Genomic DNA, 17,836 nt, shown 5'->3' with positions numbered 1-17,836 from the left:
TTGAGGAAAAGGTAGAGCATGAAATTAAAAATTATTTTTCTGATATTTCTTTTTATTGGAATAACCTCAAACGCACAAGTTAGCGGTGTAGGAATCAACAAAGACAATCCTCAGCAAACACTTCATTTAGGCTCACAAACAGGTACAATTCGAGTTGACGGATTAAATTCTACAAATAATTCATTTAACGGCGGAGGTGTTGATAAAACATATCCTTTATATGTAGACCACAATGGCGATTTAACGTTAAAAGTTTCTGCTTATCAAAACAGTGATGGTTCAGATGCCTACACAACTGCCGCTGTTAATGGAACAGTGTCTATTACTACAGCTCAATTACCAAATGATGGTTATGAAACTGTTGAAATAACTTCTTACACTTTTACAGTTGCCAGAAACACTACACTAGAAATAAAATACTCTTTGAGTGTGGAAGTTTTTCAAGACAATCTACTAACTATTGTTAAAGACCCATACGCCAGAAACATAACTAATTTTTTTACACTAAACACACCTACATTAACCTCAACAACTAGAAGATACGCTCCAAGTTCGAAATGCTATTTTAACAGAAATGATATTGCAACAAACCCTGCAGCTGCTCCAGATGCTGCTACGGGATACATTTATAATAGCGGAACAACTTACATGTATTTAACTCCAGGCACACACACCGTAAGATTTTACGGAACAGTATGTTCGGGGTCAGCTAACAGAAATACATTTGTTAGATTTGCTGGTGGACCAGACTCTATTTTTATTCGTTTATACTAATCCCCTACTGTAATTATGAAGAAAACAATATTTTATATAGCATTCATTTTGTCTTGTAATTTTTCTTTTTCTCAAGTAGGAATTGGAACAGATAATCCACAAAAAGATTTACATGTTGCAGGTACAAATTCTACTATTCGTATAGAAAGTTTAAATTCTACAAATGAACCCGTTTTAAATGTAGCTCCAAAATTAGCCCCTGTTTATGTAACTGGCGATGGAGACTTAACCTTAAACCCTCCTGGCTTTACAACTGGAGGTGGTGTTGGCACAAACGAACCTTTAAATTTTTTAATTAGTATCCCAAATTTTGTTCCAAATGGCCCTTTTGGAGATGGAACTGTTGTTGCGAACCCCGTTGGTGTAACTACTGCCGTAAATCAAATAGTTTCAGTGCCTTTTTCAAGTCCTCAAGAAGCATTAATAGAAGTTCGCTATGCTATGACAATTGACCTTTCTGACCAGTTTTTACCCGCTGCCGCTGCCTCTACTTTCAGCGATGTTTCTGCAAGAACTGTACGTTGTTATTTCTATATCGATTTAAATAGTGATGGTTTAGATGCTACAGAACTCTCTAAAAGATATGGTTTACACGGAGAAGCCTACACTTCTTATGTACAAGGCTCTGTTGGATACGCTTTTATTCACGGTGTTGGATATGGAAACATCCCTGCTGGTAATCATTCATTAGTTTTTTATGGAGAAACTGCAGACGGCAACAACAGAGACACCTACGTAGGTTTTGGAGGTTCATCAGATTATTTAAAAATTCGTATTTACAACTAAAGAATTAGTTATGAAAAAAATATTTTTATTCTTATTTACACTTTCTTCACTATTTGGATTGGCTCAAGTAGGTGTAAACAATACAAACCCACAAGAAGAATTACACATCTCGGGCACTAATTCAACTATCCGTATCGAAGGCTTAAATTCAACTAATAATCCATTAAATTTAGGCGATAAAGAAAACACTCGTGTTTACGCCAACTCAAATGGAGACTTGGTTTTAAACAATGCTCCAACAAATATTGAAGTACTATTTAATCCCGCAAATTACCTAAATGATCCTTTAGATACAGGAGGAGCAGATTCAAACCAAGTAAATCAAACTGGAGTTGGTTCTGGATATTCACAAGCAGGGTGGCCACGCCAAACAGGTGCAGGTTTATCAACTTTTACATTAACAAGACCTGCAATTGTAGAAATTAATTATGCCATTTCATACGAAATATATAAATCTGGAAATCCTATAGATGATTACCATGCACGTACTGCTCAATTTTATGTTTATTTAAGACAAACTGGCCCTGCAGGAGCTATAGTTACAACAGATTATGATGGAAATCCAATTGATTTTGCAGGAAACCCAGGAGCCATGGGATATAGCGGTAACTTTTATACTAACGGAAGTACCTTAGGAGCTGGTGGCGGCGAAGGATTTGATAAAAAGTTCTACGCAACTGGACATGATTACATAAAATTAGGCCCAGGTACTTATTGCCCAATGTTTGCAGGGATATTGTTTGTTGCCGACACAGGAGGAACTGGAGCTGTTAAAATGCAAATGGGTGGCGGAGATGATGAAGTTGTGATTATCGCACACTATTATAATTAAAAAAAGAGCATTAGAGCTCTTTTTTTTATATGTTAGAATTAATCGACATCAAATATTTTTTTGGTGTTGTTCCAAATTTCTTTTTAAAAGCAGCTATAAAATGACTTCCTGTACTATATCCAATTTTTAATCCAACTTCATTTACATTATAGGAACCACTATCTAGTAACTGACGTGCATAATCCATTTTATAATCAAACAAAAATCCATAAACGGTATCACCATAAATTTGTTTAAAACCTATTTTTAATTTTTTTAAACTTAATCCTACTTGATCTGATAAAACTTCTAATGTTGGAGGTTCAGCCATATTAGCAATGATGATTTCCTTTGCCTTTTTTATTTTTAAAACGTTTTCTTCATCAATTAAAAACGGACATTGTTCTGCATTTGGGTCTTCGGAACGATTGAAATATAAACTTAATAATTCGTAACCTTTACCTTTGTAATATAAATTTTTAATGAATGAATTTAAATTATAATGAAAAATTTGACTTAAAACAATTGACATAGATGGACTAATGTCGTTCTCTTTATAGTATTTTTTATCTTTATTTTCATCACTTAAAAAAGGGATGTTTTCTGCCTCTGAAGAAAATAGCCCATGAAATTTTTTTATAGATACAATTACAGAAATTATCCAAGTGTTAGGTGCTAATTCTAAATGTATTGGCAATTCTTTTTGTGGATTGTAAAACAAAAGCGATTTTTCTTCTTTTAAATCCAAAGCGTAATTTCCTTGATTAAAAATAAATTTTCCCTTTCCTTTAATACCAAAATGAAACTGAATAAGGCCTTGACTTACTGGTCGTTCTATTTTAATTGTTTCGTTACTATCATTTTGAAAACGCAATAAAATAAACTCATTTTCAATTTTTATTTCTTCTAATGAAGCCATAGCGCTGTTTTTTTTGTTATTTGGGGTATTCAAATTTATGAATAAATACCGATAAAACCTTTAGTTTTCATCATATCTTGTAAAGAAATAAGATATTGTTTTTATTATTATTTTAAACAATTTTTGAAGATTATTTCCAATTTTGAAACATTATCTAATTAAAGTAAAATGTGATTTAAAAGTTCGCTTAATTCCACATTCATCATAATCTAATACAAACCAATAATCTGTTGAAGGAAGTTTATACCCATTATAAGTTCCATCCCAACCTACTTCATCCTGACGAATTTGTTTTAACAATTTTCCATAACGATCAAAAATAGACAAAGTAGTATCTGAGTTTTCTAAAAAAACATTCCAAAAGTCATTATATCCGTCATTGTTTGGCGAGAAAAATTTGGGATAATCAAAAACAAAAACCGAAGAAGACAGATTTGTACAACCATATATATCTGTAACATTTACTGTATGGCAACCCGGATTTACATTTTCAAATGTATTAGAATCTTGGAAATTTCCATTATTTAATTGATACAAAAGCAAACTATTAACATTGTCAACATTTGCAATTATAGTTGTATTGTAAGTAGATATAGTTAAATTAGAAAAGCTTTCTACAACCAAAACTTGCCAAGTTGCTGATGGACTACATGAGTTGTTTGGAGTAAAAGTATAAATTCCGCTTTGAGTATTACTAACACTTGTTGGAGACCAAGTTCCGATAATTCCATTTGTATTAGGAAAAACTATTAATCCATTTTTACAAACAACCTCATCTGAAAAAGAAAAAGAAACTACCGGATTCACAGTAATTGTAACAGAAACAGCATAAGCACATTGAACTTGATTAAGATTTGGAGTAAAAGTATAGGTCGTTGTACCCAGAATACTTGTATCTATGTTATTTGGAAACCAAGTGCCTAAAATACCCTCTGTAGAAACTGTAGACAACACATCTGGTGTTTGATTTTGACAATATTCGGTTGTTGAAATATTAAATGTGGGCGTTATATATGTTGGCACGGTTGGCCTATATAGTAATTCATAAGTTTTATTATAGCAATTAGAAAGTACACTACAAGTAATAATATAATTTTGGTTATAATCTGGAAAGCTAAAAATAGGATTGGCTTCAGTTGAACTACTTATAAAAGTCCCTGGGGCGCTTGCATAAGACAAACCCCATGAATAACTGTTAATATTATTATTGTTTTCTAAAGAAACTTGCAAGGCATTACAATATTCATTTTCAATTAAAATATTATTATAAGGAATTAAACTATTTAATTGATTCGGTAATCCCGCCATACAAAAACGCCCTCCTAAATATTGCTGTAATGGCACATAATTACAAGCTGTACCTAAAACATTTGGATTATTAATAACTCCCATATAATTTGGAAATCCATTTAATATTAATCTTGCAATATAAATTTTCCCATCAGGTGCTAGCTGCATAGATTGTAAGCCAGCAACTGATGACATTATTGTTACCTTAGAAGCTACAAAGTCGTTATTTGAATTTACTGATACATCATATTGATATATTCTACTTCCAGAACATTTGTAAAATACTTTACTATCAGGAGAAAATTCGGCTCCATAGTGATTTTCACTGGTTAAGTCTGAAAATTTATCAGTAATTAAACCCGTTGCATTATCAAAATTAAAAACATATAAACCTGGATTAGCACTATAAGGTGGCAAAACATAAGAAAGTAATTTATGATTTGATGAAACTTTCATTTGTCCAGGACTTGCCTCCGTAAAAACAGATGTGGTACTAACTACTGGTGTAAGATTAAAACCACTGCTAGAAATGTGATAAACATAAAAATCATAGCTGTCTACTACTTTACAAATTACCCAAAAATCACAACCATTACTATGAGGCACAACACAAACTTTCTCAGTAGTTGACGTTCCAAAAAGATGAATATTCTTGTTTGTTGTTACGCCTCCAAGCCCTCCGTCCATTGTCATGTCAATTTCCGAAAAACAAACGCCTTTATTTGGAATGCTTGGATTTTGTTCAATATATTGATCCAAAGTAACTAAAAAATACTTATCAAATCTGTTTTCAGTACTATTATATGTGCCTGGATAAGGTATTATAGCAGATGATTGAGTAGATGAATTATGCCCAGACAAATGATCTCCATTAAACATAATTTGAAAATTTTTATTCCAAACTTTTTCACCATTAGAATAAAACAATAAATCTCCATCACTATTGCTTATTGTTGAGCAACCTTCAGAAGAAAACATGCCTACTGTAGGCAAATCTAAAAGAGGGGTTGGAGGATTGTTGTTAAAATTTAATCCAGCATTTGTTCCAAAATACCAAATATTAGCTTCTCCTTGCGCTATTACTGAAACACAATAAAAAATAAATAGATAGGGAAAGTAACTTGTTATTTTCACGAAAAATATTTTTTTATAAAATGAACCCACAGCGACATTTTTACGTATGTATTTATGTGAATATCAAAAATCATTATTTAGAATTAATCTATATAGTTAATTTGTAAACACTAGATAACATAACAAATTTAAAAAAAATATAAGAAAAAGACTTATTTATCTTTAAAATATCGTTGAGCGACATAAAAAGTCCTTCAAGCGTTGTTTTTATAAAATTGGAAAATATAATTTTGTTAAACTTTTAGGAAAGAGTACACCATATGGAAAACAATACATTCGCAAAGCATCCTACTTTCTATGCAGTAGGTTTAAGTTACAAGAAAGCAGATGCTGAAATGAGAGGAAAATTTAGTTTGGATGAACAAGCCAAAACTAACTTATTACATCAAGCCAAAGGTGAAGGTATTGATAGTTTGATTGTAACTTCTACTTGTAATAGAACTGAAATTTATGGTTTTGCTCAACACCCTTTTCAATTGATTAAATTACTTTGCGAAAACAGCCAAGGAACAGTTGAAGATTTTCAAAAAGTAGCTTTTGTGTACAAAAATAGTGAAGCAATCTCACACATGTTTCGTGTAGGAACAGGTTTAGATAGTCAAATTTTAGGCGATTTTGAAATCATTAGTCAATTAAAAAATGCTTTTGTAAAAAGTAAAGAATTTGATTTAGCCAATGCTTTTTTAGAAAGATTAGTAAATGCGGTTATCCAAGCGAGTAAAAAAATTAAAAACGAAACTGAGATTTCCTCTGGAGCTACTTCAGTATCTTTTGCATCGGTTCAATATATTTTTAAAAATGTTGAAGATATTGCTTCAAAAAATATTTTGCTTTTTGGAACAGGAAAAATCGGCAGAAATACTTGTGAAAACTTAGTAAAACATACAAAACACGAACAAATCACATTAATTAATAGAACTAAAGAAAAAGCTGAGAAATTAGCTAAAAAACTTGACGTTATCGTAAAAGATTATGCTGATTTACAAATAGAACTTCAAAAAGCGGATGTCGTTGTGGTAGCAACTGGAGCTCAAAATCCAACGGTTGACAAAGCCATTTTAAATCTAAAAAAACCTTTATTAATTTTAGATTTATCGATTCCTAAAAATGTGAATGAAAATGTAAAAGACATTGAAGGTGTTACTTTAGTTCACATGGATGAACTTTCGCAAATTACAGATGAAACTTTGGAAAACAGAAAAAAACACATTCCTGCCGCCGAAGCCATTATTGAAGAAATTAAAGACGAATTTATGGCTTGGACTAAACAGCGTAAATTTGCCCCTACCATACATGCTTTAAAAGCAAAACTGAATACAATTAAAGAAGGAGAATTAAACTTTCAACGTAAAAAATTGGCTAATTTTGACGAAGAACAAGCCGAATTAATTACGGCAAGAATCATTCAAAAAATCACGAATCACTTTGCGAATCATTTAAAAGATGATGAAACCATGGTAGACGAAAGCATTGAATGGATTGAGAAAATTTTTCAATTAGAAACGGTTTCAAAATAATGAGCAAAACAATCCGAATAGGAACTCGTGATAGCGAATTAGCCCTTTGGCAAGCACACACAGTACAAAAAAAACTAAACGATTTAGGTTACAAAACTGAAATTACAGCAGTTAAATCGCAAGGCGATATCATTCTTGATAAACCACTTTATGAATTAGGAATTACTGGTATTTTCACTAAAACCCTAGACATCGCTATGATAAATGGTCAGGTAGATATTGCTGTACATTCCATGAAAGATGTACCAACAGCTTTACCTATTGGAATTGTGCAAGCAGCCGTTTTAGAACGTGCTAATACGGTTGATATTTTAGTTCATAAAGGCAATTTAGATTTTTTAACTTCGGAAGGAACAATTGCTACTGGAAGTTTGCGTAGACAAGCGCAATGGTTAAATAAATATCCGAATCATAATGTGGTTGATTTACGTGGAAATGTAAATACCCGCATGCAAAAACTTCATGATAACGATTGGAACGGAGCTGTTTTTGCAGCCGCTGGATTAGAACGCATCAATTTAAAACCAGAAAATTATATCGATTTAGATTGGATGGTACCAGCACCAGCGCAAGGTGCAATGGTTGTCGTTGCTATGCAAAAAGATGATTTCTGTAAAGAAGCCTTAGCTAAATTAAACCATGCTGAAACCGAAATTTGCACACACATTGAACGCGAATTTTTAAAAACATTAGAAGGTGGTTGTACAGCGCCAATTGGTGCTTTGGCAACATTTACTTCAGACAAAATTGATTTTGAAGGCGTTTTATTCTCTTTAGACGGAAAAGAAAAACACACAATCAAAAAAAGTTGTACTTTTGATTCTTATAAAAACTTCGGAAAAAAATGTGCCGAGGAGATTTTAAACAACGGTGGAAGTGCTTTAATGGAAAGCATTCGTCGTGATTTAAAAAAGTAATTTAATTCCAAAATGGAGAAAGAATCGTTACTCAATTATTTATATCGCTTTTTTGATATCATCGTATTACTTTTCATAGTTTTTGACTTTGGATATGACTTTGAAGAAAACTATAATTCACCCCATGTAATTGGATTGATTTTTCTTTCTATTGGGTTATTGGCTTTTAATTCCTTTAAGTTTTTCACCTACAAGTACAAGAGCAACAAAAAAGTAGCACTTGCAAATATGATTTTACTAACTGGGATAATGATAACCTGTTTTGTAATTTCAATATTAAACTTAGATATCCCATCTGATTATATTCTTCAAAAAGTAAAACCTATTTTAGAAGGCGGACTCATATTTTATTTCTTATTGCGATTGTTGGTTTTAGTGCGTCATATTTATGATATTTATTTTAATCCAGCTATTGTATTTGTGGGAAGTTTCATGATTTTAGCCCTAACTGGTGGATTTTTATTAATGCTACCAAGTGCTACAACAAACGGAATTACCTTTACCAATGCGCTTTTCACTTCTACAAGTGCGGTTTGTGTTACAGGATTAACAGTTGTTGATACTTCAACGGCTTTTACAACTGTTGGACAATCTATAATTTTAGTTTTAATTCAATTAGGAGGAATTGGTATCTTAACTTTTACTTCTTTCTTCGCCTTCTTTTTTAGAGGAAGTTCATCCTTTAAAGAAGGGTTAAATACCAAAGATTTTATTGCTCATGAAGGTTTAAAAGATGTTTTTAGAGCAGCTCTAAATGTGGTGATTTTCACTATTGGAGTGGAGGCTGTTGGCGCTATTTTTGTGTATTCATCAATTATTGACAACAATACTATTGACAATAAATTTTTCTTTTCAATATTCCATTCTATTTCAGCTTTTTGTAATGCTGGATTTTCTATTTTATCGGCTGGATTGTATGATGAAGCCATTCGTTTTGACTATTTTCTTCAATGGATTATTATGGCTTTGATTATTTTAGGAGGATTAGGACACAATATTGTTTTTAATTTCTATCAAAAAATAAAAACGCATGTAATAGAACTTTTTGACAAAACTATCATTCATAGAAAAGTTCGAATCATTACATTAAATACGCAAATTGTAATTTATACTACTTTAATTTTGTTAATTGGTGGTTTTATTTTCTTGTTTATCTCAGAATACAACAACACTTTATTAGAACATCAAAGTACTTTTGGAAAAATAACTGCCGCCGCATTTAACTCTGTTACACCAAGAACAGCAGGTTTTAATGCTGTTGATTTTACTCAAATGAATGTTCCTTCACTTTTACTAATCATCTTTTTAATGTGGATTGGTGGTTCTCCAGCTTCTACTGCAGGTGGTATCAAAACGAGTACATTTGCTTTAGCAACTTTGAACATTTTTGCCGTAGCTAGAGGAAAAAGCAGAATTGAATTATTTGGAAGAAGAATTTCATCAGAATCTACATCTCGTGCCTTTGCTATTTTGTGTATATCTTTAATAACAATAGGAATATCAATAGTAGCAATGCTAATTTTTGAACCAAAAGGAACACCTCTATTAACAGTTGCTTTTGAATGTTTTTCAGCTTATAGTACTGTAGGATTGAGTTTAAATTATACACCTACTGTTACAGAACCAAGTAAATATATTTTAATTGCTTGTATGTTTATTGGTCGTATTGGAATGCTCAACTTAATGGTTGGATTATTACGAAGATTGAATCATCAATTCTACGAATATCCAAAAGAAAATATATTAATTAACTAATCTACCAAAAATGAAAATTATAGTATTTGGTTTAGGAAACTTCGGAATGTCACTTGCTATCAGCTTAACTGAAACAGGAAACGAAGTAATTGGTGTAGATAAGAACATCGAAAAGGTAAATTTAGTAAAAGACAAGATTTCGCATGCAATTGCCTTAGATTCTACTAATGAATTATCTTACGAAGCTTTGCCTTTAAAAGATGCAGACAAAGTAGTTGTTGCTATTGGTGAAAACGAAGGTGCCGCCATCATTACAACAGCTATTATTAAAAAATTGAGTGATGTAAAAATTATTAGTCGTGCACTATCACCTATTCACGATACGGTTTTAGAAGCAATGGGAATTTACAGCATCATTCATCCTGAACAAGAGTCTGCAGATAGATTAACTAAACAAATCAATTTTAAATCTACTCTAGAAAACTATCAATTAGATGATAATTTTACCATTTCTGAAGTAAAAGCTAAACCAGAATTTTATGGAAAAACTTTGGCCGAATTAGATTCTATCGATAAATATCGTTTAACCTTAGTAACTATCATTAGAAAAAGAGAAAAGCGAAATCTTATTGGAAAAAAATCTATTGTAAAAGAAACTATTGGACGTCCATCACCTGACACTATTGTACAAGAAGACGATATTTTAGTAGTTTATGGATACAATAAAGACATAGAAACCTATTGTTTAGGACAAGAAGAACACCAAATTAGAAGCTAAAATGACCCAAATTCTCTCTACAAAAAAACTTTCAAAAGCATTAAAAAACAAACTTTCTGATGCTAAAATTGAACTTGTAGAAAAGAATTTTATTCAAACTAAATCTGTTAATTTTGAAACACCTCAACTAAACGATTACTTAGTTTTTACAAGTAAACAAGCGGTGAAAAGTGTTTTAAAATCAAAAATAAAAAACGTTCATACCTTTTCGTGTTTGTGTGTGGGAAGTAAAACCAAGAAATTCCTTGAAAAGAAAGGTTTCGTAGTTATTGAAAGTGCCGATTATGCTGAAGAATTAATTCAAATAATCGAATCAAAATATAAAAGTAATTCGTTTACTTTCTTTTGCGGAAATATCAGAAGAAATACAATTCCTGCTTTTTTTCAGCAAAATAAAATCGCATACAACGAAACTATCGTATATGAGACCAAACTGAAACCACAGCAAATAAAAAAATCATTTGATGGCGTTTTGTTTTATAGTCCATCAGGTGTAAATAGTTTTTTAGAAAAGAATTCATTAGAAAACAAAACCTGTTTTTGCATTGGAACAACCACTGCAAAAGCATTAGAAAATAGAACAAAAAACATAGTAATTGCATCACAACCCACCGTTGATAATGTAATTAAAGAAGTTATAAAATATTACAAATAAACAAGACCTGACAGGTTTCGGAAAACTGTCAGGTCTGAAAAACAAAAAACCATGTTAAAGAACGACTTATTTTTACGAGCATTAAAAGGAGAAACTGTTGAACGTCCACCCGTTTGGATGATGCGTCAAGCCGGAAGATATTTACCAGAATTTAGAGCATTACGCGATAAATATGATTTTTTTACCCGTTGCGAAACTCCAGAATTAGCTGCTGAAATTACGGTTCAACCTATTAGAATTGTAAAACCAGATGCTGCGATTTTATTCTCAGATATTTTAGTAGTTCCAAGAGCGATGGGAATTCACGTAGAATTGAAAGACAATTTAGGTCCGATAATTCCAAATCCTATTCGTACAGCTGAACAAGTAAACCAAGTTTTTGTTCCGAATATTCACGAAACCTTAGGTTACGTAATGGATGCCGTAAAATTAACCAAAGAAATGCTGAACGACGAAGTGCCATTAATTGGTTTCGCAGGTTCGCCATGGACTATTTTTTGTTATGCTGTAGAAGGAAAAGGTTCTAAAAGTTTTGATACAGCAAAAGGATTTTGTTTTTCAAATCCAGTAGCAGCACACTTATTATTGCAAAAAATCACCGATACCACCATTTTATACTTAAAAGAAAAAGTAAAAGCAGGTTGTAATGCGATTCAAATTTTTGATTCTTGGGGAGGCATGCTTTCTCCAGTAGATTATCAAGAATTCTCTTGGCAATATATTAACCAAATTGTGGAAGCTTTAGCTGAAGAAACAGAGGTAATCGTTTTTGGAAAAGGTTGTTGGTTTGCCTTGAACGACATGGCAAAATCAAAAGCTTCTGCTTTAGGAGTAGATTGGACATGTTCGGCTAGAAACGCAAGATATTTATCAGGCGGAAACATAACGTTACAAGGAAATTTCGACCCAAGTCGTTTACTTTCTCCAATTCCAACCATTAAGAAAATGGTTCACGAAATGATCGACGAATTCGGAAAAGACAAATACATTGTAAACTTAGGCCACGGTATATTACCAAATATTCCTGTGGATCATGCTAAGGCGTTTGTTGAGGCGGTGAAGGAGTATAAGAAATAGTTTGATTTATAAACTAATGATAAAAACCGATTCATTTCATATAATCACTTTACAAGCAGATGACGCAAAAAGTTTATCTGAAATGATGGTTTTGAATTTTGATAACTTTAAACGTTATTTTCCAATTACACTATCAAAAAATCAATCCTTTGATGATAGTTTAAAGTATATTGAGGAAAAAAGAAAAGAAAACGATTTAAAATCTGAATTTACATTTGGAATTAAAGATGTTTCAAATTCAAAAATTGCTGGTTTAATTATTATCAAAAAAATAAATTGGGATACGAAACAAGGAGAATTTGCCTATTGTATTAGCTCTGAATACGAAAACAAAGGTTGGATGTCAAAATCAATTACACTAACCTCAAAATATGGCTTTGAAGTTTTAGGATTCAATAAATTTCAAATTATTGCTCATAAAACAAATATTGGAAGTTGTAAAGTTGCAGAAAAATGTGGTTTCCAGTGGAAAAGAACACTTTTAAATGAATACACACCTCCAAATGAAACTCCATTGGATATGGAATTATATGAATTAGAACATGAAAAATAAATTCTACACCTACATACAAAACCTACAAGACCAAATCTGTAAAGGATTAGAAGACATTGATGGTAGCACTAAATTTCGTGAAGACATTTGGGAACGACCAGAAGGTGGCGGCGGTCGCACACGTGTTATTGAAAACGGAAACGTTTTTGAAAAAGGCGGTGTAAACATTTCAGCCGTTCATGGTAAATTGCCTGATACCATGCAAAAAATGTTCGGTGTAGGCGAAGCCGATTTCTTTGCTTGTGGATTGAGTTTAGTCATTCATCCGAAAAATCCAATGGTACCAACTGTTCATGCCAATTGGCGTTATTTTGAAATGTACAATGAAAATGGCGAAATCATCAACCAATGGTTTGGTGGCGGACAAGATTTAACTCCGTATTATCTGTTTGAAGATGATGCAAAACATTTTCATCAAACTTGTAAAAATGCTTGTGACAAACATAACCTTGAATTTTATCCAAATTACAAAAAGAAATGCGACGAGTATTTTTGGAATGCACATCGTTTTGAAGCAAGAGGAATTGGAGGTTTGTTTTTCGATTATTTGAAAGCAACCGAAACCATGAAAATGGAAGATTGGTACAATTTCGTAACTGAAGTTGGGAATTCGTTCTTGCAAGCGTATGTTCCAATTGTAGAAAAAAGAAAAGATTTACCTTATTCGGATGCTCAAAGAACTTGGCAAGAAATTCGTCGTGGTCGTTATGTAGAATTTAATTTAGTTCACGATAAAGGAACTCTTTTCGGACTAAAAACGAACGGTAGAATCGAAAGTATTTTGATGAGTTTGCCACCTCATGTACAATGGGTTTATGACCATCATCCAGAAGCGGGAAGTGAAGAAGAAAAATTATTAAAAATATTAGCAAAACCAATTGAATGGATATAAAATTAAGCTACATATTTTTTTGCTTAGGAACTATTTTAGGAGTGGCTCAAAACGATTCTTTGTCTACTCCTTTTTTTAAATCTTATGACGAAAAAGTAACTAGTAGTTTATATTTTATAGACACTTCTAATAGTTTTGAATTTCTGTTTGATTCTGACGGCGAAAACAAACATTTGAGCTTAATTCCCAACCGAAAAGCACAAATTGGCGCCAATCTTAGCTATAAATTTATTGATGTTAGTTACGGTTTTTCGCCAAAGTTTTTTGAAGAAAACAAAGATAATTCGGGTTCCAAATTATTTACCATTAGCACTCGTTTTTATCATAAAAAATGGATGCAATCTATCACATTCATTAATCAAAAAGGATTTTATGTAGAAGATGATGTAACCGTTTTTCTACCACGATTAAGAACTACAAAAATTGGCGGCACAACTTCTTATGTTTTTAATGACAAATTTTCATTTAAAACCATTGCCAATCAAAAAGAATGGCAAACCAAAAGCGCAGGAAGTTTTATTCCTAATTTTAGTTTTTATTACACCAATTTTGACCTCAATAACGGAAGTGGTGGCGAACATAGTGATGTTTATTTAGCAACGCTTTCGGCTTCCTATTTTTATAATTTAGTGATTAGGGGAAAGTTTTTGGTTTCGACTGGACTTTCTCCTGGTTTTGGATTTAATGATGTAGATGGCGATTTTTCGTCTTTATATGAAGTAACAGGAAGTTTTAAAATTGGGTATAATGTGGATTCGTTTTTTAGTTTTATCAATTTGAATTTTACTGATTTTGTTCAAGATACTAATGCTAAAATTAGATTAAATGATAATTTTTCAACCTTCAAGTTCACGCTTGGTTATAGATTTAATCCGCCAAAAAAACTGAAAGAACTTTACGATAAAACCAATAAAAAAATTTAGTTATAGAAATGAATGAATATACCAAATTATCAGATTCTGAAAATATGTTAAAATCATAATTTCTGGTCCAAAAAAATAGTAATTTTACCAATCAATATTTGAATAACAAATTATGTTTCCAATACACAGAGGTCGTCGTTTAAGAGTAAACAAATCTATAAGAAGTTTAGTTCGCGAAACCAGCTTGAGTCCGGCTGATTTTATGTTTCCAATGTTTATTATGGAAGGCGAAAACACAAAAGTGGAAATCCCTTCTATGCCAGGAATTTTCCGTCGCACTTTAGATTTAACGGTAGAAGAAGTGAAAGAATTATTCGCTTTAGGAATTCGCGCTGTTAACATTTATGTAAAAGTTAGTGATGATTTAAAAGACAATACCGGAAAAGAAGCTTGGAACGACAATGGTTTGATGCAAAGAGCCATTCGTGCTATCAAAGCAGCTTGTCCAGAAATGATTGTAATGCCCGATGTAGCTTTAGATCCCTATTCGATTTATGGTCATGATGGAATTATCGAAAAAGGCGATGTGGCAAATGACGCCACCAATGATGCTTTAGTGAAAATGGCGGTTTCTCATGCCAAAGCAGGTGCCGATTTTGTGGCTCCTAGTGATATGATGGATGGTCGTGTTTTACGTTTACGTCAAGGTTTAGATGCTGCTGGATTTCATAATGTGGGCATTATGAGTTATTCGGCTAAATATGCTTCGGCTTTTTATGGTCCGTTTCGTGACGCTTTGGATTCAGCTCCAAAAGATGCTGATGTAGAAGTTCCAAAAGACAAAAAAACCTACCAAATGGATTACGCCAACAGAATTGAAGCAGTAAAAGAAGCACTTTGGGATGTAGAAGAAGGCGCTGATATGGTAATGGTAAAACCAGGAATTGCTTATTTAGATATCGTTCGTGAAGTTAAAAATGCAGTGGATGTTCCCGTAACGGTTTTTCATGTTTCAGGAGAATATGCGATGATTAAAGCGGCTTCGGAAAGAGGTTGGTTAGATCATGACAAAATTATGATGGAGCAATTAATGTGTATCAAAAGAGCGGGTGCTAGTTTGATTTCGACTTATTTTGCTAAAGAAGCTGCTATTTTATTGAATAAAAAGTAATGTGACATTTGTCACAAACTAAGTGAAAGCGATATTGTAATTTTATCGATATTTCTAAATTATATCAAAATGAAACTTATATTTAAATCGTTTGCTGTTTTTACATTAGCCATTTCCTTAACAAATTGTGGCGAAAAAAAAGAAACTGATGCCTACGGAAATCCTGTTCAAGAAAAAACAGAAGTAGTAACAGAAACTACTGTTGATCCATTACTAGCAAAAGGACAAGAACTTTTTGAAGGAAAAGGAACTTGTACCGCTTGTCACAAAGCTGACACAAAAGTAATTGGACCAGCAATAAAAGATATCGCCAAAATTTATAAGGAAAAAGGTGCAAGTATTGCTGCTTTCATTAACGAAGAAGGTGAAGCTATTGTTGATCCATCGCAATACGAAACCATGAAAACCAACTTTGCTATTACAAAAGCCATGACGGCTGAAGAACGCAAAGCCTTAGAAGTATATATGATGAGCTTCGAATAAAATATTATTCAACAACCAATTTAAAGCCCACGCGCGGAATGTTTTCAATTCTCACGTGGGTTTCTTCTTTTATGATTTTACGTAATCTTGAAATAAATACGTCTAAACTTCTGCCTAGAAAATAATCATCGCTTCCCCATAATTCCATAAGGATTTTTTCGCGTTTTAAAACCGTGTTTGGATTGTCTAAAAATAGTTTTAAAAGTGAGGCTTCTCGCTCGGTAAGAGTTATATTTTGGCTTTCATTTTTCAATAAATAATTCTCAGGTTCAAATTGAAAACTTCCAAAAGTGTATTGTTTTTGGTTTGAGTTATCGGTTGATTTCTGACTTCGGTTTAAGAAAATTTCGATTTTTAAAATCAATTCTTCAATCGAATATGGTTTTACTAAATAATCATCGGCACCCAATTTCAAACCTTTAATTCGGTCGTCTTTCATGGTTTTTGCCGAAAGAAAAATAATCGGAATTTCTTGATTTCGTTTTCTGATTTCAGTTGCCATTTCAAATCCATCCATATCGGGTAACATAATATCCAAAACACACAAATCGAAAGACTCTTTGCAAAACAATTGAAAAGCTTCTTTTCCATTGGCACAATGAGTAACATCAAAATGTTGCTCTAAATTATCGGAAGTTAAAAACGCTAAGGTTTCGTCGTCTTCAACATACAAAATGCGCTTTTTACTCATAATCGTTTTTGTTTATTTGGATGGTTATGGTGATTCCTTTTTCTTCATTGTTTTTGGCTTCGACTTTCCATTTGTGCCATTCGCAAACGCGTTTTACATACGAAAGTCCAATTCCAAAACCTTCAATATCTTTACTATCTTCTCTTGCTACACGATAGAATTTATCAAACACAAATGGTAAATCGCTTTCTGGAATTCCACAACCGTTATCGATAAATTTTAAAGCTAATCCTTTTGAACTTTCTTTTGATTGAATGGTTATTTGTGGTGTTTGAGTAGCATATTTCACCGCATTATCCATGATATTGTAAATTACATTATAAAAATGAAATTCATCAGCCTGAACTACATAATTTCGTTCTAACTGAATATCAATATTGATTTCTTTTTGATGTTTTAAAAATATATTTTCTCGAACTAATTCTAATAATACTTTCAGATCCACTTTCAATTTTTCCAATTCGATTTGCTTACTTTCGGTCTTCGCTACATAAAGAATTTTCTCGATATGTTGGTTCAATTTATTACTCTGATTAATAATAATCTGTATGTACTTTGAAAGCTTAGGGTTGTCGATAATTTCTTTTTGAGTATTAGCATAATTAGAAGCAATCAAAATGGAAGCCAATGGTGTTTTAAACTCATGCGTCATATTATTGATAAAATCTTTCTGCAAATCGGTATATCTTTTTTGCTTTAGCATCAATAAAACCGAATAAACATAAATAATTAAAACCAAGAATAATACGCCTGTAAAAATCCAATACTGCGACAGACTTCTAAAATAGGTTTGCTTAATATTTGGAAAACGAACCGCAAAGTAATAAGTT

General features: G+C 32.2%; 18 protein-coding genes. 14 read left to right on the top strand and 4 right to left on the bottom strand.

The window, feature by feature from the left end; all coding sequences use genetic code 11:
- Positions 1-18: 18 nt before the first annotated feature.
- Genes L6Q46_RS01510 through L6Q46_RS01500 form a run of 3 tightly spaced genes read left to right on the top strand, consistent with a single transcriptional unit; the run spans position 19 to position 2,392 of the window.
- Entirely contained in the window at positions 19-774 is a 756-nt protein-coding gene (locus tag L6Q46_RS01510) for a hypothetical protein (protein ID WP_291282803.1), read from the top strand.
- A 15-nt stretch (positions 775-789) separates the two neighbouring features.
- Positions 790-1,560, top strand: coding sequence for a hypothetical protein (locus L6Q46_RS01505; protein ID WP_291282802.1), 771 nt, complete (start codon positions 790-792; stop codon positions 1,558-1,560).
- Positions 1,561-1,570: 10 nt separating this feature from the next.
- A complete protein-coding gene (locus tag L6Q46_RS01500; RefSeq protein WP_291282801.1) occupies positions 1,571-2,392 on the top strand; it encodes a hypothetical protein in 822 nt (273 codons plus the stop codon).
- A 25-nt stretch (positions 2,393-2,417) separates the two neighbouring features.
- Here the strand turns inward: L6Q46_RS01500 and L6Q46_RS01495 are convergent, their stop codons facing one another.
- Entirely contained in the window at positions 2,418-3,290 is an 873-nt protein-coding gene (locus tag L6Q46_RS01495; protein ID WP_291282800.1) for a helix-turn-helix transcriptional regulator, read from the bottom strand.
- 150 nt (positions 3,291-3,440) lie between these two features.
- The gene (locus L6Q46_RS01490; RefSeq protein WP_291282799.1) at positions 3,441-5,714 is read right to left on the bottom strand and encodes a T9SS type B sorting domain-containing protein; all 2,274 of its coding nucleotides are present in this window, start codon (positions 5,712-5,714) and stop codon (positions 3,441-3,443) included.
- A 260-nt stretch (positions 5,715-5,974) separates the two neighbouring features.
- On the opposite strand from L6Q46_RS01490, the gene hemA reads away from it, so the two are divergent.
- The 11 genes from hemA to L6Q46_RS01435 all read left to right on the top strand — a co-directional run bounded on the left by hemA (position 5,975) and on the right by L6Q46_RS01435 (position 16,315).
- Positions 5,975-7,231 (top strand): glutamyl-tRNA reductase, encoded by a 1,257-nt coding sequence (gene hemA, locus L6Q46_RS01485; protein ID WP_111566435.1) that lies wholly within the window; start codon positions 5,975-5,977, stop codon positions 7,229-7,231.
- On the top strand, positions 7,228-8,148 hold the full coding sequence (gene hemC / locus L6Q46_RS01480) for a hydroxymethylbilane synthase (RefSeq protein WP_291282840.1): 921 nt from the start codon (positions 7,228-7,230) through the stop codon (positions 8,146-8,148). The genes hemA and hemC overlap by 4 nt, the downstream gene beginning before the upstream one ends.
- Positions 8,149-8,160: 12 nt before the next feature.
- Positions 8,161-9,903 (top strand): potassium transporter TrkG, encoded by a 1,743-nt coding sequence (locus L6Q46_RS01475; protein WP_291282798.1) that lies wholly within the window; start codon positions 8,161-8,163, stop codon positions 9,901-9,903.
- 10 nt (positions 9,904-9,913) lie between these two features.
- A complete protein-coding gene (locus L6Q46_RS01470) occupies positions 9,914-10,621 on the top strand; it encodes a TrkA family potassium uptake protein (protein WP_291282797.1) in 708 nt (235 codons plus the stop codon).
- A 1-nt stretch (position 10,622) separates the two neighbouring features.
- On the top strand, positions 10,623-11,276 hold the full coding sequence (locus tag L6Q46_RS01465) for a uroporphyrinogen-III synthase (RefSeq protein ID WP_291282796.1): 654 nt from the start codon (positions 10,623-10,625) through the stop codon (positions 11,274-11,276).
- 51 nt (positions 11,277-11,327) lie between these two features.
- The gene (hemE, locus tag L6Q46_RS01460; protein ID WP_291282795.1) at positions 11,328-12,353 is read left to right on the top strand and encodes a uroporphyrinogen decarboxylase; all 1,026 of its coding nucleotides are present in this window, start codon (positions 11,328-11,330) and stop codon (positions 12,351-12,353) included.
- Between the two features lie 16 nt (positions 12,354-12,369).
- Positions 12,370-12,906, top strand: a complete 537-nt coding sequence (locus tag L6Q46_RS01455; protein ID WP_291282794.1) for a GNAT family N-acetyltransferase — start codon at positions 12,370-12,372, stop codon at positions 12,904-12,906.
- Positions 12,896-13,798, top strand: coding sequence for an oxygen-dependent coproporphyrinogen oxidase (gene hemF, locus L6Q46_RS01450; protein WP_291282793.1), 903 nt, complete (start codon positions 12,896-12,898; stop codon positions 13,796-13,798). Before L6Q46_RS01455 ends, hemF begins: the two co-directional genes overlap by 11 nt.
- A complete protein-coding gene (locus tag L6Q46_RS01445) occupies positions 13,789-14,721 on the top strand; it encodes a DUF4421 family protein (RefSeq protein ID WP_291282792.1) in 933 nt (310 codons plus the stop codon). Before hemF ends, L6Q46_RS01445 begins: the two co-directional genes overlap by 10 nt.
- 112 nt (positions 14,722-14,833) lie before the next feature.
- Positions 14,834-15,832 carry a porphobilinogen synthase gene (gene hemB / locus L6Q46_RS01440; RefSeq protein ID WP_291282791.1) on the top strand — a complete coding sequence of 333 codons (999 nt, stop codon included), beginning with the start codon at positions 14,834-14,836 and terminating at the stop codon, positions 15,830-15,832.
- 69 nt (positions 15,833-15,901) lie between these two features.
- Entirely contained in the window at positions 15,902-16,315 is a 414-nt protein-coding gene (locus L6Q46_RS01435; RefSeq protein WP_291282790.1) for a c-type cytochrome, read from the top strand.
- A gap of 4 nt (positions 16,316-16,319) precedes the next feature.
- On the opposite strand, the gene L6Q46_RS01430 is transcribed toward L6Q46_RS01435, so the two are convergent.
- Both L6Q46_RS01430 and L6Q46_RS01425 read right to left on the bottom strand, forming a co-directional pair.
- On the bottom strand, positions 16,320-17,006 hold the full coding sequence (locus L6Q46_RS01430) for a response regulator transcription factor (RefSeq protein ID WP_291282789.1): 687 nt from the start codon (positions 17,004-17,006) through the stop codon (positions 16,320-16,322).
- The coding region (locus tag L6Q46_RS01425; RefSeq protein WP_291282788.1) for a HAMP domain-containing sensor histidine kinase at positions 16,999-17,836 on the bottom strand (838 nt) is incomplete at its 5' end. The genes L6Q46_RS01430 and L6Q46_RS01425, both read right to left, overlap by 8 nt.

This window comes from Flavobacterium sp. (assembly GCF_023151265.1).
GTDB lineage: Bacteria > Bacteroidota > Bacteroidia > Flavobacteriales > Flavobacteriaceae > Flavobacterium.
The sequence above is the reverse complement of the archived record's forward strand: the minus strand, read 5'-3'. Positions and strand labels throughout refer to the sequence as shown.

Coding starts and splice junctions, on each gene's coding strand:
- hemE (WP_291282795.1), top strand. CDS start 11,328: ATGTTAAAGAACGACTTATTTTTACGAGCATTAAAAGGAGAAACTGTT.
- hemB (WP_291282791.1), top strand. CDS start 14,834: ATGTTTCCAATACACAGAGGTCGTCGTTTAAGAGTAAACAAATCTATA.
- L6Q46_RS01445 (WP_291282792.1), top strand. CDS start 13,789: ATGGATATAAAATTAAGCTACATATTTTTTTGCTTAGGAACTATTTTA.
- L6Q46_RS01475 (WP_291282798.1), top strand. CDS start 8,161: ATGGAGAAAGAATCGTTACTCAATTATTTATATCGCTTTTTTGATATC.
- L6Q46_RS01435 (WP_291282790.1), top strand. CDS start 15,902: ATGAAACTTATATTTAAATCGTTTGCTGTTTTTACATTAGCCATTTCC.
- L6Q46_RS01470 (WP_291282797.1), top strand. CDS start 9,914: ATGAAAATTATAGTATTTGGTTTAGGAAACTTCGGAATGTCACTTGCT.
- L6Q46_RS01430 (WP_291282789.1), bottom strand. CDS start 17,006: ATGAGTAAAAAGCGCATTTTGTATGTTGAAGACGACGAAACCTTAGCG.
- L6Q46_RS01505 (WP_291282802.1), top strand. CDS start 790: ATGAAGAAAACAATATTTTATATAGCATTCATTTTGTCTTGTAATTTT.
- L6Q46_RS01510 (WP_291282803.1), top strand. CDS start 19: ATGAAATTAAAAATTATTTTTCTGATATTTCTTTTTATTGGAATAACC.
- L6Q46_RS01455 (WP_291282794.1), top strand. CDS start 12,370: ATGATAAAAACCGATTCATTTCATATAATCACTTTACAAGCAGATGAC.
- hemF (WP_291282793.1), top strand. CDS start 12,896: ATGAAAAATAAATTCTACACCTACATACAAAACCTACAAGACCAAATC.
- L6Q46_RS01500 (WP_291282801.1), top strand. CDS start 1,571: ATGAAAAAAATATTTTTATTCTTATTTACACTTTCTTCACTATTTGGA.
- hemA (WP_111566435.1), top strand. CDS start 5,975: ATGGAAAACAATACATTCGCAAAGCATCCTACTTTCTATGCAGTAGGT.
- L6Q46_RS01465 (WP_291282796.1), top strand. CDS start 10,623: ATGACCCAAATTCTCTCTACAAAAAAACTTTCAAAAGCATTAAAAAAC.
- L6Q46_RS01495 (WP_291282800.1), bottom strand. CDS start 3,290: ATGGCTTCATTAGAAGAAATAAAAATTGAAAATGAGTTTATTTTATTG.